This window comes from Streptomyces sp. NPDC005551, assembly GCF_042871785.1.
Classification (GTDB): Bacteria; Actinomycetota; Actinomycetes; order Streptomycetales; family Streptomycetaceae; genus Streptomyces.
The window spans coordinates 207,271-232,936 of record NZ_JBIAJE010000003.1 but is presented as its reverse complement, the minus strand read 5'-3'; the positions used below and the strand labels follow the sequence as shown (position 1 = coordinate 232,936).

The window sequence follows — 25,666 nt, the reverse complement described above, 5'->3', positions numbered from 1 at the left end:
ACGGGAACGCGGCCGGGAGGACCGGGCCGGTGGCGGGCGAGCTGGTGAGTGGAAGGGCCGGGCCGGTGGCCGGGGCGTGGTCCGGGCCGGTCACCAGGTGCCTCCCGGGAACTGCCGGTGCACCGACTGCATTTCGGCGATGAGCGGAGCGAAGTCCTCGGTGTGCAGGCCCTCGCGTCCGCCCCGCGCGGCCCAGGCGGGTGCGGGCACGGCGAGCCCGGCCCGGGTCACGACGGCGGCGACACTCTCCTGCCAGGCCGTCCGCAGCCGACCGGGAGAGGGGACCGTCCCGGCCTCGACCAGCCGGCGCACCGCGTCGTCCTCGTCGAACAACTCGGCCGTATAGGGCCACACGCGGTCCAGGCCGGCCTGCATGCGGCGGGCGCTCTCCGCAGTGCCGAGCCCCAGCCGCACCGTCCAGTTGTCGGCGTGCAGGCGGTGGTAGCCCGTTTCCTTCGCGGCCCGCACCGCGAAGGCGGCCAGCTCCCGGTCGGCGGAGCCGGCCAGCGCCTCGTAGAGCAGTACGGCGTAGTGCGTGTACGTGAGCTGGCGGGCCACGGTCGCGGCGAAGTCCCCGCCCGGCAGCTCCAGGAGGAGGGCGTTGCGGAACTCCCGCTCCGTGCGCCCGAAGGCGAGGTCGTCCTCGGAGCGTTCGCTGCCGTCCAGCCGTCCGCTCCACGCCAGCAGGGTGCGGGCGTGGCCGACGAGGTCGAGGGCGATGTTGGACAGCGCCAGGTCCTCCTCGATCGTCGGTGCCCGCGTGATCCACTGGCACAGCCGCTGCCCGAGGATCAGGGCGTCGTCGCCGAGACACAGGGTGAACCGGGCGAGATCCCCGGCCTCGATGCCCGCGCGCGAGGGCGTCTGGGCGGTGGCGTCGTACATCTCAGTCATCGTGTTCGCCTCCCTCCGTCGGCGATGCGTACTGCTCGGGGTAGCGGTAGGGCTTGTGGTGGGCGTTGCTGAAGTACGGGTCGTGCTCGTCGGGGGACACGGCGTGCACCGCGTCCGAGCGGACGACCCACAGGGACAGCGGATCGCCCCGCCGCGTGTAGAGATCCCTGGCGTGGGCCAGTGCCATGTCCGGGTCGCTCGCGCGGACGGACCCCACGTGCTGGTGGGACAGCCCGCGGCGCGGACGCAGGAAGACCTCCCAGGACGCCGGTGCCTGCGTATGCGCGGCGCTCATGCGGCCGGCTCCCTCGTACGGCCGGCACCCTGGTCGTCCGGGTCCCCCGCGTCCGGTGCGTCGAGGGGTTCGCGGGCCGCGTACGCGGCGGCGGCCTCCCGGACCCAGGCACCGTCCTCGTGCGCGGCGACCCGGTGCGCCAGCCGCCGGCGGGCACAGTGCGAGTCGTCGGCGAGGGCGCCGCGGTAGACCTCCCAGTCGATGGGACCGAAGTCGTAGTGTCCGCGCTCGTCGTTCCACCGGATGTTCGCGTCGGGCAGGGTCAAGCCGAGGCGCTCGGCCTGCGGCACGCAGTGGTCGACGAACCGCTGACGCAGCTCGTCGTTGGTGTGCCGTTTGATGCCCCAGGCGATGGCCCGGCGTGACACGGCCGCACCCAGTGCCGCCGTGCGCGCGTCGGCGCCTCCGGCGACCGTGTCGGGCGGCCCGAACATGAGCGCCACGGCCGGCAGCCACCAGCGGTTCACGGCGTCCTGGGCCATCTCGCGCTGCGCGGGCGTGCCCTCGCACAGCGACCGCAGCAGGTCGTACCCCTGCCGGACGTGGAAGGCCTCCTCCTGGCAGACCCGGCGCATCGCACGCGCGTAGGGCCCGTACGACGTGTGGCACAGCGGCGCCTGGTTGATCACCGCGGCGCCGTCCGTGAGCCAGGCGATGGCTCCCGTGTCGGCCCAGGTCAGCGCCGCGTGGTTGAAGGTGGCCGCGTAGCGCTGCTGTCCCCGGTGCAGGGCGTCCAGCAGGTCGGCGCGGTCCACCCCGAGGGTCTCGGCGGCCGAGTAGAGGTACATGCCGTGGCCGGCCTCGTCCTGGACCTTCGCGATCAGCACCGACTTGCGGTGCAGGGAGGGCGCCCGGGTGAGCCAGGAGCCCTCGGGCTGCATGCCGATGATCTCGGAGTGGGCGTGCTGGGCGATCTGACGGATCAGCATGCGCCGGTAGCCGTCGGGCATCCAGTCCCGCGGCTCCACCGTCCCGCCCGCGCTCAGCAGTGCCTCGAAGCGGGCGGTGAGTTCCGCCTCCGAGGCGGGGGCGGCCGGGTCGGCCGTGTTCGGCGCCGCGCTCATGCCGGCCCCTCCCCGGTTCGCCCGGCGCGGGTCACGGTGGTGCCGGGCCGGACCGTGCTGCCGCTCCGTCCGCGGACGCCGATCCTTTCGGCGACGCCGCTCCGGTTCACGGGTCCGTTCGCGCCGGCGGTCCGGTCCACGGGTCCGTTCGCGCCGGCGGTCCGGTCCACGGGTCCGTTCGCGCCGGCGGTCCGGTCCACGGGTCCGTTCGCGCCGGCGGTCCGGACCGCGGTGGCGCTCCGGCCCGCGGTCGTCCTGCCGCCCACCGTCCCGACCCGTACGCACTGCCTGGGCACCGGCATCACCACTCCCTCGACTGTCATCGCCCGCCGGCCGTCGTGCCACGCGGGCCGGGGGCGCAACCCTCACCGAGAAGAGAGGACGCCGGGCAGCCGTGCTATCCCCGACCGTCCCGCCCGGGCGCGTGACGAACGTCACCCGGGGGCCGGGGGAGTGCGTGACGGCTCGCGCGCCTCTTCTTCTTGCGACACACGGGCTCGGCCGCGACGACGGCCGGCCGCGGCACCGCGAAAGGGGACACCATGAGCACCATCAGGACGTTGCTGGTCGAACTCACCGGTACGGCCGAGTACGCCGACGCCATCGGCGACGACGTCGACCTCGCCGGCAGCGGCATCGACTCGGGTGACCTGGTGCGCCTGGTCCTGCTCGTCGAACAGCGGACGGGCGTGGAGATCACCGCGGAGGACATGGAGAAGCTGCATACGATCGCCGACTACGAGCGCTTCGTCGCCGAGCACACCGTCGCCGGAACCCCCGGCGGTGCCTGATGTGGCTGACCCAGCTGGTGGAACGCAACCGCCAGTGCTTCCCCGACCGCACCGCGCTCGTCGACGAGCGGCGCAGCGTCACGTGGGCGCAGTTCGACGACCGTACGGCCGAACTCGCCCGCGGCCTGGCGGAGCTCGGGATCGAGGCCGGTGACCGCGTCGCCGTCCTCTCCCAGGACCGGATCGAGGTACTGGAGAGCTATTTCGCGCTCGCCCGGCTCGGCGCGCTGTTCGTGCCGCTCAACCACAGCCTGGCCGTACCCGAGGTGGCCGGCATCATCGAACGGGTCGGCGCCGTCGCGGTGCTCGGGGAATCCGAACTGCTGGACCGGCACACCTCCCTGCCGGCGACCGTGCGGATCCGGATGGCGTTCGACAAGCCCGTGTTCGAAGCGCTCGGCACGGTGGCCGATCACCGCGACCTGCCCGGCGTTTCCGACACCGCACCGATCGCCGTCCTGCACACCTCGGCCACCACGGGACAGGCCAAGGGCGTCACCGTCGACGAGGCGTCTTTCCGCGCGATCGCGCTCGGCTGGCTGGTGCAGGCCCGCCCCACCGACGACATCGTGATGGTCAACTGCTGCCCGCTGTACCACGGCAGCATGGTGGTGTCGCTCACCTACCTGGCCGCGGGTGCCACCGTGGTGCTGATGGCGGGCTTCACGCCGCAGGGTGCCCTCGCGGCCGTCGAACGGCACCGGGCCACCCACGTGTGGCTGGTCCCGCAGATGCTGCGGTTCATGCTCCAGGCGAAGGCCTCGCACCGTACCGACCTGTCCTCCCTCCGCGAGATCCTCTACGGCGCCGCCCCGATGCCCCTCGACGTGTACGCCGACGCCGTCGGCCGCCTCGGCTGCGGCTTCCGCCAGGTGTACGGCATGACGGAGGTGGGCGGCCCCTTCGTCACCCTCGGCCCCGACGAACACCCCGAGCCCGGCGACGTGAGCGCACGCATCCCGTGCGGGCGGGTCATCCCCGGCATGTCCGCGCGCGCGGTGGACGAGCGGGGACGGGAGGTGCCGCGCGGGGAGATGGGCGAGATCATCGTCCGCGGGCCGGGCGTCATGCAGGGCTACTGGAACGACCCCGAGGCCACCCGCGAAGTGACCCTCGACGGCTGGATCCGCACGGGCGACCTCGGCTACATGGACGAGGGCGGACGCATCCACCTCGTCGACCGGAGCAAGGACGTGATCATCCGGGCCGGCCAGAACGTGTACCCCTCGGAGATCGAACGCGTGCTCATGACCCATCCCGCCGTCCGGGACGCGGCGGTCGTGGGCGTCGCCGACGAGGACTACGGAGAGATGCCGCTCGCGTACGTCGTCGCCGCGGAGGGCACGGCCGCGTCCGACCTGCTGCGGCACGTCGCGGAGAACCTCGCGCCCTACAAGAGGCCCCGGAGGATCGAGTTCATCGAACAGGTGCCGCGCAATCCCGCCGGGAAGATCATCAAAAAACTGCTGCGGACCTGACGCCGTGGACACCCGGCCGCGGGCCCGGACCGGCGTTTCCCTTCCGCCGTCCGTGAGGGCCGAGTTGACGCGTCTGCGGGCACCGCTCGCCGCCGCGGGCCTCGGCCTGGGGGTCGCTCTGGAGTCGGAGGCGGCGGCGCGTCCCGCCGGGCCCGCCGAGGCCGCGATAGCCGCGCGGATGATCCCGAGTCGCAGACGCGAGTTTATGGCCGGACGGCTCGCCGCCCGGCGGGCGCTGCGTTCGGTGGGGCTCGACTGCGGTGACATCCCCCGGGCCGGCCGACTGCCCGTGTTCCCGCCGGGGCTGGCGGCGTCGATCACCCACAGTGAGGGCGTCGCGGTGTCGGTGGCGCTCGGCCCGGGGCGGTCCGGTGCGCCGGGCTGCGACCTGGAACTGCGTGAACTCCCGTCGGCCGCTTCGCGGTTCGTGCTGCGCGAGGACGAGGAGGACTGGCTGCACGCCGTCAACCCGGCCCTCTTGCCCGCCCGGTTGCTGACGCTCTTCTCCGCCAAGGAGGCGGCCTGGAAAGCCCTTCGCGGCCTCCCGCCGCACGGGGCCGCGGACACGGGCGCGGACCTCCTACCCGGAACCCTGCGGGACCTGCGAGCCGTACCCACCCGGGCCGGCTTCAGGATCGAGGCCCGCGGCGGCTCGGGCACCGGCGTCGACGTCCGGGTCCGCAAGGTCGCGACGGGTGTGTTCAGCTGGGTGTGTCCGTAGCGTTCGGCACCGCAATTCCCGAGGTGAGAGGCCGGCGACTTCGCGTCGTCGGCCTCTCACCGTCCGTGAACAGGTCCTAGGCGGGCGCGTTCACCAGTACCGCCATGTTCCCTGCGGGGTGCTGGTTGTCGTGGATGAGCTGGTGGGCCAGGCCGATCTCCTCGAAGCCGAACGTCCGCGACAGGCACGGGTCGATGATGCCCTGGTCGATCAGCCGGGTGATCTCCCGCCCTTCGCGGGCGTCGGCGACGTGCGAACCCTGGAGGCGCTTCTGCCGCATCCACAGGAAACGGAGGTCCACGTCGCCGTTGTACCCGGTGGTGCCGCCGCAGATGACGACCATGCCCGCGTTGTCGCACAGGTAGACCGAGGTCGGGATGGTGTCGGCCCCGGAGTGCTCCAGCACGATCCGGGGTGCCCGGCGCTCCCCGAGCACCTCCCAGAAGCGTCGCCCGAAGGCCCGGGCCCCGGCCAGCCAGCGCGCCATGGCGGCCTCGTCCGACGCGTCCGGCAGCCGCCCCCAGTGGTCGAACTCCCGCCGGTCGATGTATCCCTCGGCGCCCAGCTTCACGCAGAACTCGCCGCGTTCCCGGCTGGAGACCACCGCGACCGGGATGCCGCCCACGTGCCGTACGAGCTGGATGGCGATGCTGCCGAGTCCGCCCGCGCCGCCCCAGACCAGCACGGGGTCGCCGGGCCTGACGGTGTGCGGCGGCCAGCCGAACAGCTGGCGGTAGGCGGTGGCGGCGGTCGCCATGTAGCAGGACGCCGCCGCCCACGACAGCCTGGCCGGCTTGGGGTGGCACATGTAGTCGTCGACCACCGCGAACTGGGCGAAGGAACCGTAGTTCTCCTCGTACCCCCACACCCGCTGCGTCATGGAGGCGGCCGGGTCGCCGCCCAGACGGATGTCCTGTGCCGACTCGTCCCAGCGGCTGGCCAGCACGACCACCTCGTCGCCGAGCCGGACACCGCGCACGTCCTCACCGACGGCCCAGACGATGCCGGACAGATCGGAGCCGCCGATGTGGAAGTCCTCCGTGGCGCCCGCCTTCTGCCGCGCGGCGATGACGTCCAGCGGTGAACCGAGCGCCGCCCAGACGTTGTTGTAATTGACGCCCGCCGCCATCACCTTGACCAGGACCTGGCCGCGGCGGACCGGCGGCACGTCCACCACCTCGGTGCGGAAGGCGTCGCGCGGCTGTCCGTAGCGCTCACGGCGGATGAGGGAGGCGTACATCCGCTTGGGCGCGGTACCGAGGTCGGGTGCGTCACCGAGGTCGTAGAGGTCCTGGGACAAGGTCACGGGTGATCTCCTGAGCGGGTCGGGGCGTGCCGGCCGCGGAACCGGCCGGCCGCCGGGGTGCGTCCGGCGTGGGGGAACGGGGCTCGGGACCGGCGCGCGGTGCTTCAGTCGGACGCCGGACGCAGTGCCTTGGCGACCACCGCGCCGATCCTGGCGATCGGTTCGGGTTCGGTCATCTCGTAGTGACCGCACGGCACGGCGTGGTCGTCGAGCCGGCCGTCGACATGGGGACGCCAGCGGTCCGCCTTGCCGGGGGTGAGAGCGAGGTCGGCCGGAGCGGACGCCTCGGACGGCTCCTCCAGCGCGCTGAAGAACAGCACGTCTCCGCGGAAGACACCCGGGGTGAACTCCGGTGCGATACGCAGGTTGTTGCGCATGACGGCGGCGATCGCGGCTGCCTGCTCGCGTGTCACCGGCGCGGTCGCCTCCCCGGAGTCCGCCGCCTCCCGGCCGGCGTCGGCCGCCCCGGTGGCCGGGCCCGCCCCGATGCGGTCGAGGACGGACTCGACGTCGGGCACGTCGCCCCGGGGATCGACGGGCAGGCCTGCCACCCGCATCAGCAGTGCGGCGACCTGCCGCTCCGCCGCTTCGGGCGTGTAGAGGACGCCCCGCGGCAGGGGCGCGTCCAGCAGGGCGAGCAACTCCACCTCCTCGCCCCGCTCCTGGAGCGCGCAGGCCATCGCGTGTGCCACGAACCCGCCGTAGGACCAGCCGAGAAGCCGGTACGGGCCGTGGGGCTGGACCTCGCGGACCAGATCCAGGTACGAGGCCACCATGGACGCGGCGTCCGGCGCCGGCGGCCGGGTCCCGTCGAGACCGACGGCCTGGATCCCGAACACCGGCTGCTCCGCGCCCAGATGGGGCAGCAGGCCGGTGTACCGCCAGGACACTCCCGCCCCGGGGTGGACACAGAACAGGGGCGTCCTGGAACCCTCGGAACGCAGCGAAAGCAGCGGCCGCAGCGGGTCGGAAGCCGTGTCGTCTCCGGCGGCGGCGAGCAGCCCGGCGACGGTGGGCGTGGCCAGCAGCGAGGCGGCGGGCACGTCCAGCACGCCCGCGCTGCGCAGCCGGCCCGCCAGCAGCACGGCTCGCATCGAGTCACCGCCGAGGTCGAAGAGGTTGTCGTGGATCCCGATGCCGCCGATACCGAGCGTCTCCTCCCACAGCCGGGTCACCTCCCGCTCGCGTTCGGTGCGCGGAGCCACGTGCTGTGTGGTCAGGCGCGGACGCGGTGCGAGTGCCGTGCCCGGGACGGCGGGGGAGGCGGGTGTCTCGCCGGCGTCGCTGCCGGGGCGGGCGCCCGGCGCGTCGATCCAGTGCCGGCGGCGTTCGAAGGCGTAGCCGGGCAACGGGACACGCCGGGGCGGGGCCTGGGTGCCGGTGCCGTCGGGGAGCGCCGTGTCGACACCCGCGCTCCACAGCCGGCCCAGTGCCTCGGCGAGGACGAACCCGTCGGGGCTGTCCGCCTTGGCGTGCCGCATCGTGGTGACCGTGACCGGATCCTCCGCGGCGAGCTGGGCGCGGGCCAGCTTGGAGAGGCTGTCACCGGGGCCGATCTCGACCAGGACGGGGCGGTGACGCTGCCACAGGGCCGTGATGCCGTCCGCGAAACGCACCGTGCGGCGGGTGTGGTCGATCCAGTGCCCGATGTCGGTGGCCTGCGCGTCGGTGGCCCAGCCGCCGGTGACATTGGTGACGTAGGGAATGCGGGGCGGGCGCAGGGTGAGGGAACGCAGGTAACCCGCGAAGGTCTCCAGGATGGGGTCGAGGACGTGGGAGTGGGCGGCGGCCGGCAGCCGCAGCCTGCGGAACGGCACGTCGCGGCGCGCCAGTTCCGCCTCCAGCCGGGTCACCGCGTCGGTCCGCCCGGCGACGGTGCAGGCGGCGGGCCCGTTGACCGCGGCCAGGGACAGCTCGTCGTCGAGCAGCGGCAGCAGGCTCTCGGCGGAGGCCGCCACGCCGACCGTCGCACCCCCCGCGGAGGCGATGAGCCGGATGCGTTCCGCGACCAGCGGCAGCATCTCGTCGAGGTCCATGACCCCGGCGAGGCAGGCCGCCGTGTACTCGCCGAGCGAATGCCCGATCAGCGCGTCGGGACGCACGCCGGACTCCATCAGGGTGCGGGCGAGCGCGTACTCGGTGGCGACGAGGGCGAGGAACGCGGACGCGCTGCCGGGCTCGACACGCTCGAACAGGGAGGTGCGCAGATCCTCCCCGGTCACCGGGCGGAGGATGCGGGCGCAGTGGTCGACGACGTCGCGGTAGACGTCGTGGTCGCGGTACAGCTCCTTGCCCATGCCGAGGTACTGGGTGCCACCGCCCGGCAGCAGGAACGCCACCTTCGGAGCCTCGTCGGGGACGGGCGGGCCGGCCGGTCCCGTGGCACCGAGCGCGGCGACGGCCTCGTCGACGGAGGCGGCGGTGACGGTCAGCCGGTGACGCAGGGCGGGGCGGTGGGCCCGCAACGAGTGCGCCACATCGTCCAGGCGCAGGTCCGGCCGCGTCCGCAGGTGCCGGGCCAGGGCGTCGGCCTGGCCGCGCAGCGCGCCGGGCGTCCGCGCGGACAGCGGCAGGACGTGCCGCCGGCCGTCCTCGGGCGGCCGGGGTGCCTCCCGGCCGGTGGCGGGTGCCTCCTCCAGGATGACGTGCGCGTTGGTGCCGCCCACGCCGAAGGCGCTGACTGCCGCCCGGCGCGGGTGGCCGGCCGCGGGCCAGTCCTCCAGCGTGGTGGGCACGCGGAACGGTCCCGAGTCGAAGTCGATGAGCGGATTGGGCTGTTCGAAGTGCAGGTTCGGCGGGATCTTACGGTGCTCCAGGGCGAGAACGGCCTTGATGAATCCGGCGATCCCGGCTGCCGCGCCGAGGTGTCCGATGTTGGTCTTCACCGATCCGAGGGCGCAGAAGCCGCGCCGTTCGGTGCTCTGCCGGAAGGCCTCGGTGAGCGCGGCCACCTCGATGGGGTCGCCGATGCGGGTGGCGGTGCCGTGCGCCTCGACCAGCCCGATGGTGTCCGCGTCGACGTCGGCCTGGGCCTGCGCGGCGAGGATGACCTCGGTCTGCCCTGCGGTGCTCGGGGCGGTGAAGCCCACCTTGCGGCGTCCGTCGTTGTTGACGGCGGTCCCGCGGATCACCGCGCGGATGCGGTCGCCGTCGGCGAGGGCGTCCTCCAGGCGCTTGAGGACCACCACGCCCACCCCGTCACCGGAGGAGGTGCCGCGCGCGTCGGCGGCGAAGGCCCGGCAGTGCCCGTCGGGTGAGAACGGCCCGTCGGGCACGTGCCGGTAGCCGAGCAACGCCGCGGGATTGAGGGAGACCGCGGCGGCGAGGGCGGTGTCGCAGCGGTACTCGATCAGGTCCTGGCAGGCGGTGTGCAGGGCGACGAGAGCGGTGGAGCAGGCCGTCTGGAGCGATACGCTCGGCCCGGTCAGCCCCAGCTCGTAGGAGAGCCGGGTGGCGAGCGTACCCAGCGAGTTCGCGGTGGCCGCGTGTACGAGGTCCACGGTGCCGGGCTGTCCGGCGAACCGCGGATACACGTGCGCGGGGTAGTAGCGGCTGTCTCCGCCGCCCGCGTACACACCCGTCGTCCCGGCGCTCGGCCTGCCGGGGCCGCCCGCGTCCTCCAGGGCGTGGTACGCGGTCTCCAGCAGGAGCCGCTGCTGCGGGTCGACGACGGCGGCCTCGGCGGGGCTGTAGCCGAAGAACCCGGAGTCGAAGAGGTCGATGCCGTCCACGACCGACGCCATGCGCACGAGTGAGGGGTCGTCGAGGTCGCGCGGATCACCCCCCGCGGCCAGGAACTCCTCGTCGGTCACCGGGCGTATCGACTCACGGCCGCCGGCGAGGTTGTCCCAGAAGGCGTCCACGTCGTCGGCGCCCGGGAAGCGGGCCGCCATGCCGATCACGGCGACGGCGGGTGCGCCACCGCCCTGTGGGTCCGACGTCCCGTCGGTGTCCCGGGGGCCGGTCGTCTCATGCATGGCCTCGGTCCTTCCGTTCCCGTGCGGAGCGGCGTGCCGTGCGGGCTGCCCGCTGCCGCTGTGCTTGTTCCTTGGCCCGCTCCAGACCCGTGGGGGCGGGCGGGGGCGCGGGCGTCTCCTGCCGGACCGGACCCGGTGCGGTGGGAGCCGTGACGCCACGCTCGGTCAGGTGCCGGGCGAGGGCCCGCACGGTGGGGTGTGCGAACAGGTCGACCACGGTCAGTTCGCAGCCCAGCGCCTTGTTGATCGTCGTCTGCGCCGTGACCAGGAGCAGCGAGTTGCCGCCCAGGTCGAAGAAGTTCTCGTCGCGGGCCACGCGGTCGCGTCCGAGGACCGTGGACCAGAGTGCGGCCAGTTCGCTCTCCAGGCGGCGCAGCTCGTCCCCTGCTCCGGGGTCACCGTCCGACGGCTGTGCGGCGGTGCCCGCCGAGCGCAGCACCCAGGCACCGCCGACCCCGCTCGCCTCGGCGGCGCCCCCCGCGGCGGTGTACAGGGCGCCCAGGTCGGTGCCGTCGTCGAGCCCGACGCGTGCGCTCAGACGCCGCAACTGCCGTACGGGGGACACCACATGGCTGCGCACCCAGGGCGCCGTGCGGTCGGCGCCGATCAGGACGTGCGGTTCGTCGACGGTGCGGGCCAGGTCGAACGAGCGCAGGGCGGCGGCCGCGTCCAGAACTCGGTAGCCGCGGGCCTCGGTGAGCGAGACGAGCTGGTAGCCGAGGCTCATGCCGCGCTCGCGCCACATGCTCCACGCGAGGCTCTGCCCGGGCAGTCCGGACCTGCGCCGGTGCACGGCCAGGCCGTCCAGGAAGGCGTTGGCCGCGGAGTAGGCGGCGTTCATCGAGCCGCCGAAGTAGCCGTTCACGGAGGAGAAGGTGACGAAGGAGGTCACCGGGTGCTCGGCGGTCACCCGGTGCAGGGTCCAGGCGCCCCGCACCTTCGCGTCCACCGCCTCCCGCCAGTCGGCCGGCGAGAGGTCCTGGAGGGGCCGTTCGTCGAAGGCTCCGGCCAGGTGCAGCACCGATGTCAGTTCAGTGCCCCACGTGTCGGCGGCGTCGCGGACCGCTCGTCCCACCTGCTCGGCGTCGGTCACGTCCACGGCTTCGTAGCGGACCTCGCCGAGCCGGCGCAGCCGCTGGAGCGCCTCGATGCGCCCGGCGGCGGGTCCCGCTTCGTCGAGGTGCCGCTGCCAGGTCGCCTCGTCGGGCAGCCGGGTGCGGCCGAGGAGCAGGAGCCGTGTGCCCGGTGTCCTGAGCAGGTGCGCGGCGATCTCGCTGCCGACCCCGCCCAGACCGCCGCTGACGAGATGGAAGCCGTCGTTCCCGGGCGGCGCGGAGCGGGGGAGCGGATCGGGCAGCGGTGCCAGCCGGCGGACGTGCCGGTGCCCGTCGCGCCACGCCACCTCGGCGTCGGTGGGGTGGTCCGAGGCCTCGGCGAGGATGGTGTCGGCCGCCTCCTCGGCGTCGGCGGGTGCGAGGTCGAGGTGGACGCCCCGCAGCCACGGCAGCTCCTCCCGCAGCGACTTGAGCAGGGCCCCCGCGGCGGCGTGGGCGAGCGAGGGGACCTCGTCGCCCGTGACGGCCTGGGCGGAGGTGGTCACGTGGAGGAGGGTCACGGGGCGGTGCGGTTCCGGCCGCCCGGCGAGCGAGCGGGCGAGCACCAGCAGCGACTCGGCGCTGTCCTGTCCGACGGGAGACTCCGTGCTCCGGTCCTCGTGCAGTGCCGGCAGGTGCAGGACGGTGTCCACGGCGCGCCCGTCGGCGGCCAGGTGCGCCAGCAGTGCCGCGAGGTCGCTCTCGCTGCCGGGGCGGACCCGGTAGCGGGCGGCGTCGAGCCGTTCGTACGCCGGGCCGTGTGTGACGGTCGTGCACAGTCCGGCCCCGGCGCGCAGCCGGCCGGCGATGTGCCGGACCGTGCTCCCGGTGCGCGGGTCGTCCCCGGCCAGGACGAGCGTGTGATGCCCGGCAGGACGAGTGGCCGGACGCAGGGAGCGGGCCCGCTGCCACACGGGACGCAGGAACCAGTCGGGCAGCGTCTCGGCCGTGCCGAGCAGCACCTGGGACTCGCGCACGGCCGCGTCGAACTCACCGGCCTCGAAACTCTTGCGCAGTTTGGTCCGCTGAATCTTGCCGATCTCCGTCTTGGGGATCGCCTCGGCCGGGACGGGGACGAGGAAGGCGGGACTGACCCCGATCTCACGGGTCACCTTGCCGCCGATCTCCCGCAGCGCGGCCGCCGGGTCCTGTCCGGGGGCGAGATGGAAGAACAGGGCGAGTTCGTCGGTGGTGGCGGAGGGGTCCGAGCGCACCGCGCAGGCGGCGGTGAAACTCCTTACGACGGACGGCAGTTCCTCGACGCAGGCCTCGATCTCATGGCTGTAGTGGTTCACGCCGTTGACGATGATGACGTCCTTGGCGCGACCGGTGATGTACAGCTCGCCCGTGCGCAGGAAGGCCAGGTCGCCGGTGTCGAACCAGCCGTCGTCCGTGAACGACTCGGTGTTCGCCCGCGCGTTGTCGTGGTAGCCCCCGGTCACGGAGGTGCCCCGCACCTGGAGCCGTCCGACGTCGCCCTCGGAGAGGAGCCGGTCCTGTTCGTCGACGATCCGCATCGCGAAGCCGGGGTAGGGCAGCCCGCAGCTGACGAACGGCTCGTCGTGCTCGGGCGGTTCGCCGGGCAGGACGCAGTCGGTGACCACCGAGCAGGTCTCGGACATGCCCCAGCCGGGGTGCATGACGTCCTGCGGCAGACCGAACGGCCGCAGCGCGTGCAGGAACCGGCGGGCCGCCGAAGCGACCACGACCTCGCCCGCGTTCATCACCAGACGCATCGGGGACAGGTCCCAGCCGCGGTCCCCGAACCGGTCCTCGTGCTCGGCGAGGAGCCCGAAGGCGAAGTTGGGGGCCCAGGTGACCGTGACCCGGTGGCGGTGCGCGAGGTCGGCCCAGCGCGTCGGATCCTGGAGGATCCACGGGGTCGGCGCGTGGACCTGGCGGCAGCCGAGATAGACGTCCCGCAGATGGAACATCACCACACCGGTCACGTGGTCCAGCGGGATCCAGTTGAGGGTGACATCGCGCTCGCCGAGGGAGTTCATGGCCTCGGTGGCCGCGGAACGGGTCAGCACGTTGCGATGGGTGAGGCGTACGGCCTTCGGCAGGCCGGTGCTGCCGGACGTCATGAGCAGCAGGATCAGGTCGTCCGGCCGCGCGGGGTGCCAGTCGCGGTCCTCGGGGGCGTCACGCAGGACGTCGGCGGTGGTCAGCCGCAGGTCGGGCCACTCCTGCCGGGCGGCGAGTTCCCGCAGTCCGGCCTCGCTGTCCGGCGAGGCCACGATCCAGGGGCGGTCCAGCATTCGCCAGATGCCTTCGAGCTTGGTGACCGCGGCCGACGCGGTGGCGTAGGAGGGGGGCACGGTCAGCGGCACGGCGACGAAGCCGCCGAGGATGCAGCCCCACAGCACGGCGACGAAGTCCTCGCTGTCGCCGCACTGCAGGATCACCCGGTCACCCGGTCGCAGCCCCGCCCGGCGCAGCCCGGCCAGGACCCGTGAGGCCTCCGCCACGAGCGAGGCGTAACCGCGCCGCGTCTCGCTGCCGTCGGCGCGTACGTGGACGATCTCACCGCGGGGCCTGCCGGCCGCACGGGTGAGCGCGGTGGCCCAGTCGGGTACCGACGGCTCCGGCAGCGCGGGGCCCTCGCTGAGCGCGGGCACGGCGGACGTGCGCGCCACGGTTCCGTCCGGTTCGGGCGAGGGCGGAGCGGGGGCCCGGGACGCGCCGGCGTGCCGGCGGTCCAGTTCCTCGGGTACGTCCTCCACACGGACGTCGGCTCCCAGGACGCCGGGAAGGCGGGTCAGCTGCCGCCGCCAGGTCTCCGCGCTGCGCCGGTCGACGGGGACCAGAGTGCGCAGGGCGTCGGTGTCCAGGTGGCCGTCAGCGGTGCGCGGCAGGTCGCTCACCGCGGTGATCCGGGCCGGGGCGCCGCCGCCGAGGGCCTGTTCCACCTGGTCGGCGGCGCCTGCCCGGTGCGGGACCACGTACGCCGTGGGCGCCCCGCCGTCCGGCGCGGACAGGACCACCGCGTCGCGGACACCGGGGACGGACAGTGCCTGGCGTTCCAGCGCGGTCGCGGCGGACGCGGGGAAGCGGCCGGTGTCCGTCCTGACGGACCGGGAGGGCGCGGGCAGGGCGCCGACACGGACGTCCGGGTCGGCGCACACGGCGTCCAGGAGTGCCCGCAGGTCCCGGACGAACTCCTCGGCGGTGCCCGCGTCGTAGAGGTCGGTCGCGTACTCGACGTGCAGGTCCAGGCCGTCGGGCGCGTCCTGTGCGTCGTACCGTTCGAGGACGTCGACGAAGAGGTCGAACTTGGCGGTCCCGGTCGGCGTCGGACGCAGCGGAACGTGATCGTCGCCGAGCCGCAGCAGGGCCCTTTCGTTGTTCTGGAGGGCCAGCATCACCTGGAAGAGCGGGTGGCGCGCCGGATGGCGCGGCGGGTTGAGTTCGTCCACCAGACGGTCGAAGGGCAGCTCCTGGTGGTCCAGCGCCCTGAGGTCGAACTCCCGGGCGGCTGCCAGCACGTCACGGAACCGGGGATCGCCCGAGGTGTCGGTCCGCAGCACGAGCGTATTGGTGAGCAGACCGATCACGTCGTCGAGCGCGGGATCGGAGCGGCCGGCGACCGGCGTGCCGATCGCCACGTCCTCACCGGCGCCCCAGCGGGTGAGCAGGGCGGCCAGCGCACTGTGCAGCACCATGAACAGGCTGGCGTCCTCGGCGTCCGCCAGTCGCAGCAGCTTCTGGTGCAGGCCGCCGTCGACCGTGGCCGTCACGCTCGCGCCCCGGCCGCCGGGGACCTCCGGCCGCGGCCGGTCGGAGGACGGCGAACTCTCGGCGGGCAGCCCGGCCAGCGCCTCCCGCCAGAATCCCGTGAGCTGCTCGAGACGGCCCGGTCCCGCGGGCGGGGGTGCCAGCAGCCGACGCTGCCAGACGGCGTGGTCCGCGTACTGCACCGGCAGTGGTTCCCAGCGCGGGGCCTCGCCCGCACACCGCGCCCGGTAGGCGGCGCCAAGGTCGTCCGCGAGGGGACGCAGCGACCAGCCGTCGGCCGCGCTGTGGTGCAGGAGGAGGAGCAGCGTGCGGTCCGTGCCGGTGCCGAACACGGCGGCTCGCAGGGCGCTTTCACGGGTCAGGTCGAAGTGGTGGCGCAGCGCGCCTTCGACGTGGGCGGCGACCTCTTCGGCAGGGCAGTCCACCACCCGCAGCACGGGCCGCAGTTCACCGGCCGCGAGGATCCGCTGGTAGGGGGTGTCGCCGTCCTGCGCGAACACCGTGCGCAGACTTTCGTGCCGGGCCGCGACGTCGTCGAGGGCGGCCCGCAGCGCCGGGATGTCCAGTGGGTGCCGCAGGGGTACGACCAGCGGGATGTTGTACGTCGCGGACGCCTCGCCCAGCCGGTCGAGGAACCACATGCGTTCCTGGGCGAAGGAGAGCGGCACCCGCTCGGGGCGTTCGGCGGCCCGCAGGGGCGGCAGCCGCGGTCCCTCGTGTCCGTCGGCGAGCCGGGCCGCGAGGGCGGCCGGTGTGGGGGTGTCGAACAGAACGGTGATCGGGATGTCGATACCGGTCTCGGCCCGCAGCCGTGCCAGCAGGCGGGTGGCGAGGAGGGAGTGTCCGCCGAGGTCGAAGAAGTTGTCGTCCGGTCCGACCGTGTCCTCGGCGAGGCGCAGCACGTCTTCGAACAGGGCGCAGACGAGCGCTTGTTGGGGTGTGCCGGGGCGAGCACCACCGGCGGAGGCGGCGAAGTCGGGCGCCGGCAGGGCCCTGGCGTCGAGCTTCCCGTTGGCGGTCAGCGGCAGGTCGTCGACCAGCACGCAGGCCGCCGGGACCATGTGCTCGGGCAGGTGCGCGGCGAGATGGCGGCGCAGCTCCGCCGGGGCGGGGCGCGGGCCCGCGGCAGGGACCGCGTAGGCGACCAGCTGTACGCCGCTGCCGCCTCCGTCCGTGCTCTCGGAGCCGGAGCCGGAGCCGGAGCCGGAGCCTGTGTCGGTGTCGCGGGCGACGACGGCCGCCCGGGCGACGGAGGGGTGCCCGGTGAGGACCGCCTCGATCTCGGCGGGCTCGATCCGGAAGCCGCGGATCTTGATCTGCTGATCGGCACGTCCGAGGTATTCGAGGGTGCCGTCACCTCGGCGCAGGGCGAGGTCACCGGTGCGGTACATGCGTGAGCCGGGCAGCCCGAACGGGTCGGGCACGAACCGCTCCTCGGTCAGCTCCGGACGGTTCAGATAACCGGGTGCGACGCCCGGGCCCGAGACGTACATCTCGCCGGTCACGCCGGGTGGCACCGGCCGCCGGGCCGGGTCGAGGACGTGGACGCGCAGGTCCGCGAGCGGCCGGCCGATCACGCTCGCCCCGTGGGGATCGTCCAGGTCGGCCCGCGTGACGCGGTGCTGGGTGACGTGCACGGTGGTCTCGGTGATCCCGTACATGTTGACCAGCGCGGGCGCGTCCAGCCCGTGCCGGCCGGCCCAGGGGCGCAGCCGCCCGGCGCGCAGGGCCTCCCCGCCGAAGATCACATACCGCAGGGCGCCGGCCGACGGCCGCGGTCCGTCCGGGGCGGCCTCGGCGTCGGCCTGCATCAGCTGCTCGAAGGCCGAGGGGGTCTGGTTGAGGACGGTGACCCCCTCGTCGTGCAGCAGCCGCAGGAAGTCACGGGGGGAGCGGCTCACCGCGTACGGCACCACGACCAGACGCCCGCCGTGCAGCAGGGGGCCCCAGATCTCCCACACGGAGAAGTCGAAGGCGTACGAGTGGAAGAGGGTCCACACGTCGTCCTCACCGAAGGCGAAGTGTTCCGAGGCGGCCTCGAAGAGCCGGACCACGTTGGCATGCGGCACGGGCACGCCCTTGGGCCGGCCCGTGGAGCCCGAGGTGTGGATGATGTACGCGGTGTCGGTCGGGCCGGTCGCCCCGGTGCGTTCGGCGTCGGTGAGGTCTTCGGGCCGGTGTGCCGCCAGCTCCCTGTCGACGTCCGGCTCGCCGAGGACGACGGACGGCGTCTCCGAGGCGGGGAGCTGCGCTGCGTGGGCGGCGTCCGTCACCAGGACGGCGGGGCCGACGTCCTCCATGACCAGGCGCAGTCGCTCCGCGGGATGGCCGGTGTCGAGCGGAAGATAGGCGGCACCCGTCTTGAGCACGGCGAGCAGGGCCGGGACCAGCCGTAGTCCGCGGGGGAGGGCGAGCGCCACGACGCGGCCCGGCCCCGCGCCGCGCTCCACGAGCAGACGCGCCAACCGGTTGGCCTCCGCGTTGAGTTGCGCGTAGCTGAGCGTTTCACCCTCGCAGGAGACCGCCGTCCGTCCGGGCACGCGCGCGGCCTGGGCTTCGAAACGTTCGGTGAGCGTCGTGGTGACGGTGTGCTCCGGGGCGGCGGTGTCCTCGGGATGTTCGCCGGGAAGGAGGATCGAGGTGTCCGCGAGCGGCATCTCGGTTTGAGAGTCCGCGAGTTGGCGCAGCACGAGGAGAAACCGCTCCAGGTGCAGGGCGAGTTCCCTCTCGTCGTACAGGGCGGGGTTGGCGTCGAAGGCGAGCCACAGTCCGTTCGGGTCGGCTCCGGGGCGCACGGAGATCTGCAGGTCCTCGACGGCACCGCCGGACAGATGGTGGGAGGTGGACGGGCTGCCGGCGAACACCAGGTCCTCCGTGAAGGGCACGATGTTCACCACGGGTCCGTGCACGCGCCGGTCGCTGCCCAGCAGTCCCAGATCCCGGCGGAGGAACTCCCCCCGGTACTGCTGGTGTCGGCGCAGCGTCCGGACCTCGTCGGCGACGGTCCGTACGAACTCGCCGGCCGGTGTCCCGGGCGCGGCCGGCACCCGCAGTGGCAGGATGTCGGAGGCCGTGCCCGGTGTGCGCAGGGCCGCGCTGCCGACCCGGCTCATCGTGGCCAGTCCGAGGACGAGGTCGTCGGCACCGGTCATGCGGTGCAGGTAGGCGGCGACCGCGGCGATGAGGAGGTCGGTGCGTGAGACGCCCAGCCGGGCCGCCGACGCGGACAGGTCCTGCGCCTCGGCGGGCGTGAGGTCCACGGTGCGGCGCAGGAAGGGTGCGGTGGGGGCGGCGGTGCGCGGGGTGAGCCGCACGGGGTCCGGCAGTCCGGCCAGCCGCTCCGCCCAGTGCTCACGGTCGCGTGCGTGCCGCTCGGAGGCGAGGTAGGAGGCCTCCTCGGCCTGGAGGCGTGCGACGGACTCGAAGCCGGCCGGGCCGGGCTCCTCCCCGGCGGCCAGGGCCGTGTAGGTGTCGGCGAGGCGGCGTGCGACGACCTTGTAGCTGTAGCCGTCCAGGAGGATGTGGTGCGCGCGCAGGAACCAGAAGTGCCGGTCGGCCGCGAGGGTCAGCAGGGCGTGGGAGAACAGAGGACCCGACTCGATGTCCACCGGGGTCGCAAGGTCGCGCCGGATCCACTCCTCCGCCGCGGCCGCCGGGTCGGCCGAGGCGCTGACGTCGATGCGGTGCAGCGGCCACGCGCCGGGTGCCGGGGCCGGCACGCACACGGGACCGTCGGCGGTGTCGGGGAACCGCAGGGCGAACGTGTCGGCCTCGGCGACGGTGCGGCGCAGCGCAGTCTCGAACAGACCGGTGTCGAGCGGCCCGTGGATCTCCACGTACTCGCCGGTGTTGTAGGCGGCGCTCCCCGGAGCCAGGCGGTGGGCGAACCAGAGGCCCTCCTGTGCTCCGGACAGCGGTCGACGGTCGTCCTGGTGGACTGACATGGCACCAACCCTCAGTGGCGAGTTGACTTCAGACGAATCTCAGGAGAGGCCCGGCGGGGGCCGGGCGGGCCGCTATGGGTGCCACCACCCGCCCGTCGGCCCGGCCAGTCGGCGTACCGGGTGCCACTGAAAGCGGGGGCGAATGCGACGGGGGAAACGGTTGCACGCTCAGCGCAGGAATCGCGTGGTCGGTTGCGATCGCCTGCCGCCGCTTCACCTTGCATGACGCTCTGTCGGGCAGTCAAGGGCGCCCGGGCCTGCACGGAATGCGTTCCGTGGAATTCCCGATGAATGCCACCGGCTGCCGCGGAGGTGCCCCGCCGGGAGTGCGGCTGCATTTCAGTCATCCTTTCCCAACGCCCTGTTGCGCGGACGACGGATGCCTGCGGGCCGGGTCACCGGGTGTGCCCGAACGGGCGGGGCGGCCCGTCCGGAAGCCCCGAAACGGGCACGGGAGGCGCCACGTCGTTTGATCGATCGTGGTGGGCATGACCGGTCCGGGGCGGTTTCGAGGCCCCCGGCGGGCAGGGCCGGGAGGTCCGGCCGCAGGGAACGGGCACCCCCGCCAACCGGTCGGAACCTCTCGTTCCACAACAGGACCGCCGTCTTGTCGAGGGGGTGAATCGGCCAACTTCGCTGATCCGGCGGCTCATCGGTGAAGGGTTTGTGGAAGACTCCGCCGTGTTGGGGCGGCACGGCCGTGCACCAGTGCGAGTCGGCAGCCGCCGTGAACGGATGCGAAGACTTTCGAACAGCCGGCGTCTCGACGGCCCCGGCGCCCGCGGAGCGGTGGCCGCCTCCCGGCGTCGGACGTGGACCGCGCGATCACCGCGACGGGCCGCGCCGGACGAGGCCCGCCGGTCTCGGTGGCTTTCGGCCCGGTGCGGGGAGGTGCTCAATGACGTGTGCGAGAAAGTCCGGCGACGAGAATCCTTCCCATATAAACGACGTGTGACGGAAGAATGAATCGGGAATGTCGGCAAGGGGTTCCCGAGGTGGCGAAGGTCAACTTCGACAACCGCTTCCGGTGAATACCGCCGACGTCCTTTCACCCTCGCTTTGCCGTCGGCGGCACCCGATCTCCTCGTCCCCCAGCGATCCGACTGCGTCAAGAATCCGGAAATTCTGTGCAAAGGACCGTCTCCGTTCCCGGCCCGCCCGGGGCGGCGACGGCGAGAAAGGCTGAACGCATGCGCGCGCTGTGTCCCGTCGAAACCCTTTACGTGGCCCAGAGAAGCAGGGCGGTGCTCTCCTGCGCCGTACGCGGACACCTCGACGCGGTCGCGCTGTCGAGGGCGCTCGACGCGGTGACGGCCGAGCGGCCGACCCTGCGGGCACGCATCACCAACCACGGGCCGGGATACGCCCTGCAACTCCTCGGTGAGGACGACAGACCGCGGCTCGTCCTGCGGACCGGCGACACCGAGAAGACGTACGAGGAGCAGCTCAACACCCCTCTCCCGGTGGGCGGTCCGCTCCTGCGGGCCGTCCTCACCAGCGAACCCGACGAATCCCGTCACCTGCTCGTCCTGACGGTGGACCACACCATCACCGACGGACACAGCGCCATCGCGCTCCACAACACCCTCTGGGACCGGTACCGCGCCCTCGTCGAGGGGACGGAGCCGGCGCCGAGCCCCTCCGCTCCGGTCACCGACGAGACGGACCCCCCTGTCTGGCCCGAACCCGTCAGCGCTCTGCTGCCTCCCTCGGAAGAGGCGGAGACCGCCGAGTACCTTGAGCGCCGGCTCGCCGAGACCGGACGCCATCCCGTCGAGTTGGTCGCCTACGACGCACCCCGGCAGCCGGAGGCCGGCGCGGCCGCGGCGGAGAACGGCCACCGCATCGAGGTGCGCCGCCTGCTCCTCGACGCCGACCACACCAACCGCCTGCGCCGACTGGCCCGCGACACCGGCGTGTCCGTGCACGGCCTCGTCAGCGCGGCGGTGCTGACCGCCGCCCGCAAGCGGCTCGACGGCGACGGCCCGCGCTTCCTCGGCTGCCTGTCACCCGTCGACCTGCGTTCCCGCCTGACCCCGCCCGTGGCGCCGGACGTGATGGTCCCCGCGGTCACCATGCACCTGCACGCCGTCGCGGTCGGCGCGGACACCGAGCCGCTCGCCCTGGCCCGCGAGGTCGCCGCCCACCTGCGGCACTCCATCGAACAGGGCGACCATTTCCAGGACCTGCGCATCATGCCGCAGATCCCCCGGCACCCCGCCCTCCAGACCGGCACCGTGATCGTGACCAACATGGGTGCCGCCCCCGGCCCCCGGCTGCCCGACGGCGCGCAGGTCACCGACGTCCGTCTGGTGCCCGCCCGCGAGCAGTACTTCCCGCAGGCCGGCCGGAGCCCCGTGATGGCGTGCGTGGTCTCCTTCGACGGGCGGCTGGCCATCGAGTTCCCCCACTGGACGGCGTGTTTCACCCCGGCGTTCATGCGTGCGTTCCGCGACGACGTCCGCACCGCGCTCCTGGCCTTCGCCACGACCGGCGACCGATCCGCCGTTCCCGCGGTCACGAGCTGAGGGCACCCCTCAGCGCGGCCGCGGCGCCCCCACCGGCTTTTCCCAAGGAGCACCCCTCCGAGATGAAGACCGCGCACGAACTCCCCACCCCTCTCGCCCTGTTGCTGTCGCGCGCCCAGGCAGGCGACGAACAGGCGATGAACGACCTGCTCACCCACATCACGCCCTACGTCGCCCGGGTCTGCTACTCGATCGCTCACGACAACGGATCCGACGCGACACAGGAGGCGCTTCTCGCCATATACCGGGGCCTCGCCACCCTGAGAGAACCCGCGGCCTTCTACGGCTGGGTCCGCTCCGTCACCATCCGCGAGGCCGTCCGTACCGTCAAACGCCTCGACGACGCGATGACGTGTCCACCGGTCGAGGCCCGGCACGAGGCGAACCCCCTGGACACCGTCCACATCAACGACGTCCTGGAACGACTGTCGACGCAGCACCGCGAAGTACTCACACTGCGCGTCTACGGACTCAACGAGGAGGAGATGGCGAAGACCCTCTCGCTGCCCGTCGGGACGGTGCGTTCCCGGCTGCACCGTGCCCGCCGCCGGTTCCAGGAGGCGTGGCAGCCGTCGGCGGCGTGAGCCGGCCCCGCAGACGTACGACGGCACGGCGTGCCCTCGCCGTGCCGTCGGGGGGACCCTTGGCGGCCCGAGTACTGGTGGCCGGGGCCGGAGTCCTGAAGTCTGTCGGAACACACCTGACGGCCGGCTCCCGTGGAGCGGGCCGACGGCGACGACGGAGGGCACGGCCGATGAGCAGAGCCGACGACGACGCACGGAAGACCGACAGGGACCGTCCCCGCCGGGCCTACCCGGTGGGCCGCGACGACGACGGAACGTGGCAGATACGCGAGCACCGGGCGGCGCGCACCGTCCTGCGCAGCGCCGACACCGTCCAGGCAGGCCTCGGCATCGAGACCGTCGAGAAACTGCCGGCCCGGATCCGGCGTCCCGTCCTGTACCGGGACGGACCCGAGCACCGGGAGCACCGCCGCCAGACCGCACGCTACTTCACTCCCCGCCGGGTGGAGGAGCACTACCGGGACCTGGCGGAACGCGTCACCGAGAAGCACCTGGCGCCCCTGCGCACGGCGGGCGCGGCCCGGCTGGAGGACCTGAGCTTCGGCGTGGCGATCGACGTGGCGTGCGAAGTCATCGGCCTCACCCGCAGCAGACCGGGCATCCAGCGGCGGCTGGAGCGGTTCTTCCCCGAGAAGTTCGGCAGGCCGGGACTGACCAGCCTGCACGGGATCCACTGGATGTTCCGCCAGAACACGAACTGGCTGCGCGTCTACCTCGCCGACGTGCGCCCCGCGATCCGCGCCCACCGTGCACGGCCCGACGACAACCTCATCTCACATCTGATCGCGGAAGGCTGCACGGACGCCGAGATACTGGGGGAGTGCCTCACCTACGCGGCGGCCGGAATGGTGACCACCCGCGAGTTCAGCTGCGTCGCCGCCTGGCATCTGTTCACGGACGCCGGCCTCCGCGACAGGTTCCGTGCGGGGGACGGGCCGCAACGGCTCGCCGTCCTCCACGAGATCCTGCGCCTGGAACCCGTGGTCGCCCGCCTCAGCCGGAGGACCACCGCTGACCTCAAAGTACCGGGCGCCGAAGGTCCCGTCACGGTACCGGCCGGTGCGCTCGTGGACATCCTCGTGGACGAGGTCAACACCGATCCGGGAGCGGTGGGCGCCGATCCGCTGCTGGTCCGCCCGGGGCGCCCGACGGCGACCGGCAAGGCGATGGCGCTGTCCTTCGGCGACGGTCCGCACCGCTGTCCCGGAGCCGACCTCGCCATGGCGGAGACCGACGTCTTCCTGAGCCGCCTCTTCGCGCTGAAGGGCATCCGCATGGTCACGCCCCCTCGCGTCTCGTTCCAGGAGGAGACGAGCGGCTACGCGATCCGCGGCCTGGAGGTCGCCGTCGACGGCCCCTGACCCGCCACTCGTCTGCCACGTCCCGGCCGACGCGCTCCGCGGGAACGGGAGAGCCCCGCGTCCGGCCCGCCCCGGAAATCCAGGGGCGGTTCGTGCCGGCCGCGGGGCTCAGCCGGCCGGATCAGGTGCGGTACGCGTAGTACGCCGCGTTCGGGTTCGAGGCGATGATGCTCGCCACCGACCTGCGGTAGGTGTCGGCGGAGTGGTACGTCAGATACGGCACGCCCCGCGAACTGCGGTACGAGACGATCATCGTGTGGTCCTTGGACCCGTCCTTGTTGAAGTCCATCTGCAGCACGTCGCCGACGTCCATCTGATAGACGTTCGCGAGGCTGGTGGCCCGCTTGGAGTTCAGGGAGAACCAGGAGAACTCGTTGACGCCGACGAACGAGTCCGAGTGGATGTCGGCGTTGCCGAACCACCTGGTGTAGTCGTACACGTAGCCGGGGACGTGCTTCCAGCCGCCGGCCTTGAGGGACTGGCTGACGAAGTTGGTGCAGTCGCCGGCGCCCCCGTCGAAGCTGGGATAGGCCGGGTTGTAGTCGTCCCAGTACTTCTCCGCGTACGCGGCCATGGCCTTGTAGTTGTAGCCGCTGGCGGAGAAGTTCTTGGCCTTGGCGGGAGCGGGCCAGGAGGTGGCCGAGCGGGCCGCGGCGGGCATGTCGTCGCCGGCGACCGCCGCCGTGAACGAGGTCTTGGCCGGCTGGTTCACCGCCAGGTAGCCGTCATCCGTGTTGCGGACGCCGGTCAGCTGCCAGTCGCCCTGCCGGTCGGCGGTGAACGTCAGCTTGTGGTGGGCCTGGAAGCCGGTGGTCTTCGGCTCGTCGCCACGCACCTTCTCGTACGTCAGCATCGTGGTCTCGGTGACCTGGACGGTGGCGTGCCCGCCCCGCACCCGGGTCCTGTCCAGGGTGACGCTGGTCTCGGCCTTGCTGTACCGCTCGCCCAGGGTGGCGAGACGGGACTTGCGGCCGCGCAGCGAGGACAGCGTGGAGTCCTCCTTGTTCTCCAGCGAGGAGGACAGCTCCACGTCACCGGAGAAACGCGAGGTGAGCGGCGAGCGCCCCCGGTTCTGCTTGTGGTCCACCAGGGCGTCGGTACGGTCGGTGAAGACCGCGTCCGCCAGCCGCTGGAAGGTGGCCCTGGTGGCCGTATCCACCACGGGCTCCCCGGCCCCGGCGCTGCTCGCGCCGGCACTCCAGTTGGGCAGCATGGCCGCACCCGCGACGACCGAAGCGGCCGCCGCCGTCACTATGGTGGCGCGACGCCGCGTTCTGCTCAATTTCCTTGACTTCACTGAGTTTCCCCTCTACCCCGGACGCCTGCTGCCGGGGCAGGGCATCTTCGCACGTCAACGGTTCCGTTTGGGAAGAGGGATGCACAAGTGATACACGGACACTGCCCGGCGGCGTCCCGGGGCCACCGCACGCCCGCGTGTGCTCCGCTCCGCCGGGCAACGTCGGAGCAGACCCCTCGCACTGCACCAACGCCCGTGCCATGATGCTGAGTTATGACTGACGGGGAGGGTGTGGCGACTCGTGCGATCCGGGTCCGGCTGGACGGCACCGCGAGCCAGGGCGACATCGGTGCTCTGAAGAAGTGGCTGGAGCGGGAGAAGCCGCTGGAAGAGCTGGCCAGAAACGGCGATCTCCGCATCCAGGAGCGCGCCGGGACGGACGACCGGGAAACGGACGAACACGGCAGACCCATGGGCGCCGGGATCGAGATCCTGCTGCTGCTCGCCGGAGCCGCCGCCCAGTCCACGTTCGACATCGTGTTCAAGCAGGTGAGGAGAGGCGTCAAGGCCTGGTACGAGAACCGCCGTTCCGTGGAGAGCGGCGATCCGCCCGACTACGACGTCGACCCGGTGGACCTCGACGAGAGGTAGGCC

15 protein-coding genes are annotated in these 25,666 nt (G+C 72.9%); 8 read left to right on the top strand and 7 right to left on the bottom strand.

Annotation, left to right across the window (positions count from 1 at the left end; genetic code table 11):
- Positions 1–90 precede the first annotated feature (90 nt).
- Genes paaC through paaA form a run of 3 tightly spaced genes read right to left on the bottom strand, consistent with a single transcriptional unit; the run spans position 91 to position 2,253 of the window.
- Entirely contained in the window at positions 91–885 is a 795-nt protein-coding gene (paaC, locus tag ACFYP4_RS09285; RefSeq protein WP_358851854.1) for a 1,2-phenylacetyl-CoA epoxidase subunit PaaC, read from the bottom strand.
- Between the two features lies 1 nt (position 886).
- The gene (gene paaB / locus ACFYP4_RS09280; RefSeq protein ID WP_358851792.1) at positions 887–1,189 is read right to left on the bottom strand and encodes a 1,2-phenylacetyl-CoA epoxidase subunit PaaB; all 303 of its coding nucleotides are present in this window, start codon (positions 1,187–1,189) and stop codon (positions 887–889) included.
- Complete coding sequence (gene paaA, locus ACFYP4_RS09275; RefSeq protein WP_358851791.1) at positions 1,186–2,253, bottom strand: 1,2-phenylacetyl-CoA epoxidase subunit PaaA; 1,068 nt, start codon at positions 2,251–2,253, stop codon at positions 1,186–1,188. The genes paaB and paaA overlap by 4 nt, the downstream gene beginning before the upstream one ends.
- 542 nt (positions 2,254–2,795) lie before the next feature.
- On the opposite strand from paaA, the gene ACFYP4_RS09270 reads away from it, so the two are divergent.
- From ACFYP4_RS09270 to ACFYP4_RS09260, 3 genes are read left to right on the top strand one after another with little or no spacing between them, the layout of a single operon-like run.
- Positions 2,796–3,044: an acyl carrier protein gene (locus ACFYP4_RS09270; RefSeq protein WP_358851790.1), complete on the top strand. Its 249-nt coding sequence runs from the start codon at positions 2,796–2,798 to the stop codon at positions 3,042–3,044.
- Positions 3,044–4,522: a class I adenylate-forming enzyme family protein gene (locus ACFYP4_RS09265; RefSeq protein WP_388784220.1), complete on the top strand. Its 1,479-nt coding sequence runs from the start codon at positions 3,044–3,046 to the stop codon at positions 4,520–4,522. Before ACFYP4_RS09270 ends, ACFYP4_RS09265 begins: the two co-directional genes overlap by 1 nt.
- Before the next feature lie 52 nt (positions 4,523–4,574).
- Positions 4,575–5,243, top strand: coding sequence for a 4'-phosphopantetheinyl transferase superfamily protein (locus ACFYP4_RS09260; RefSeq protein ID WP_358851788.1), 669 nt, complete (start codon positions 4,575–4,577; stop codon positions 5,241–5,243).
- Between the two features lie 76 nt (positions 5,244–5,319).
- On the opposite strand, the gene ccrA is transcribed toward ACFYP4_RS09260, so the two are convergent.
- From ccrA to ACFYP4_RS09245, 3 genes are all read right to left on the bottom strand, one after another.
- Positions 5,320–6,549 (bottom strand): crotonyl-CoA carboxylase/reductase, encoded by a 1,230-nt coding sequence (gene ccrA / locus ACFYP4_RS09255; protein WP_358851787.1) that lies wholly within the window; start codon positions 6,547–6,549, stop codon positions 5,320–5,322.
- Between the two features lie 104 nt (positions 6,550–6,653).
- The gene (locus ACFYP4_RS09250; protein WP_358851786.1) at positions 6,654–10,526 is read right to left on the bottom strand and encodes a beta-ketoacyl synthase N-terminal-like domain-containing protein; all 3,873 of its coding nucleotides are present in this window, start codon (positions 10,524–10,526) and stop codon (positions 6,654–6,656) included.
- Positions 10,519–19,302: an amino acid adenylation domain-containing protein gene (locus ACFYP4_RS09245; protein ID WP_388784215.1), complete on the bottom strand. Its 8,784-nt coding sequence runs from the start codon at positions 19,300–19,302 to the stop codon at positions 10,519–10,521. The genes ACFYP4_RS09250 and ACFYP4_RS09245 overlap by 8 nt, the downstream gene beginning before the upstream one ends.
- A gap of 1,190 nt (positions 19,303–20,492) precedes the next feature.
- On the opposite strand from ACFYP4_RS09245, the gene ACFYP4_RS09240 reads away from it, so the two are divergent.
- From ACFYP4_RS09240 to ACFYP4_RS09230, 3 genes are all read left to right on the top strand, one after another.
- On the top strand, positions 20,493–21,830 hold the full coding sequence (locus tag ACFYP4_RS09240) for a condensation domain-containing protein (RefSeq protein ID WP_358851784.1): 1,338 nt from the start codon (positions 20,493–20,495) through the stop codon (positions 21,828–21,830).
- Positions 21,831–21,892: 62 nt separating this feature from the next.
- A complete protein-coding gene (locus ACFYP4_RS09235) occupies positions 21,893–22,414 on the top strand; it encodes an RNA polymerase sigma factor (protein WP_358851783.1) in 522 nt (173 codons plus the stop codon).
- Between the two features lie 170 nt (positions 22,415–22,584).
- Positions 22,585–23,775, top strand: a complete 1,191-nt coding sequence (locus ACFYP4_RS09230; protein WP_388784210.1) for a cytochrome P450 — start codon at positions 22,585–22,587, stop codon at positions 23,773–23,775.
- A 121-nt stretch (positions 23,776–23,896) separates the two neighbouring features.
- Here ACFYP4_RS09230 and ACFYP4_RS09225 read toward each other — a convergent pair whose 3' ends face one another.
- Entirely contained in the window at positions 23,897–24,988 is a 1,092-nt protein-coding gene (locus ACFYP4_RS09225; protein WP_358851853.1) for an amidase domain-containing protein, read from the bottom strand.
- Between ACFYP4_RS09225 and ACFYP4_RS09220 the strand changes: the two genes are divergently transcribed.
- Complete coding sequence (locus ACFYP4_RS09220) at positions 24,921–25,163, top strand: hypothetical protein (protein WP_358851858.1); 243 nt, start codon at positions 24,921–24,923, stop codon at positions 25,161–25,163. The two genes, ACFYP4_RS09225 and ACFYP4_RS09220, sit on opposite strands and share 68 nt — an antisense overlap.
- 122 nt (positions 25,164–25,285) lie before the next feature.
- On the top strand, positions 25,286–25,663 hold the full coding sequence (locus tag ACFYP4_RS09215) for a hypothetical protein (protein WP_358851781.1): 378 nt from the start codon (positions 25,286–25,288) through the stop codon (positions 25,661–25,663).
- Positions 25,664–25,666: the final 3 nt, after the last annotated feature.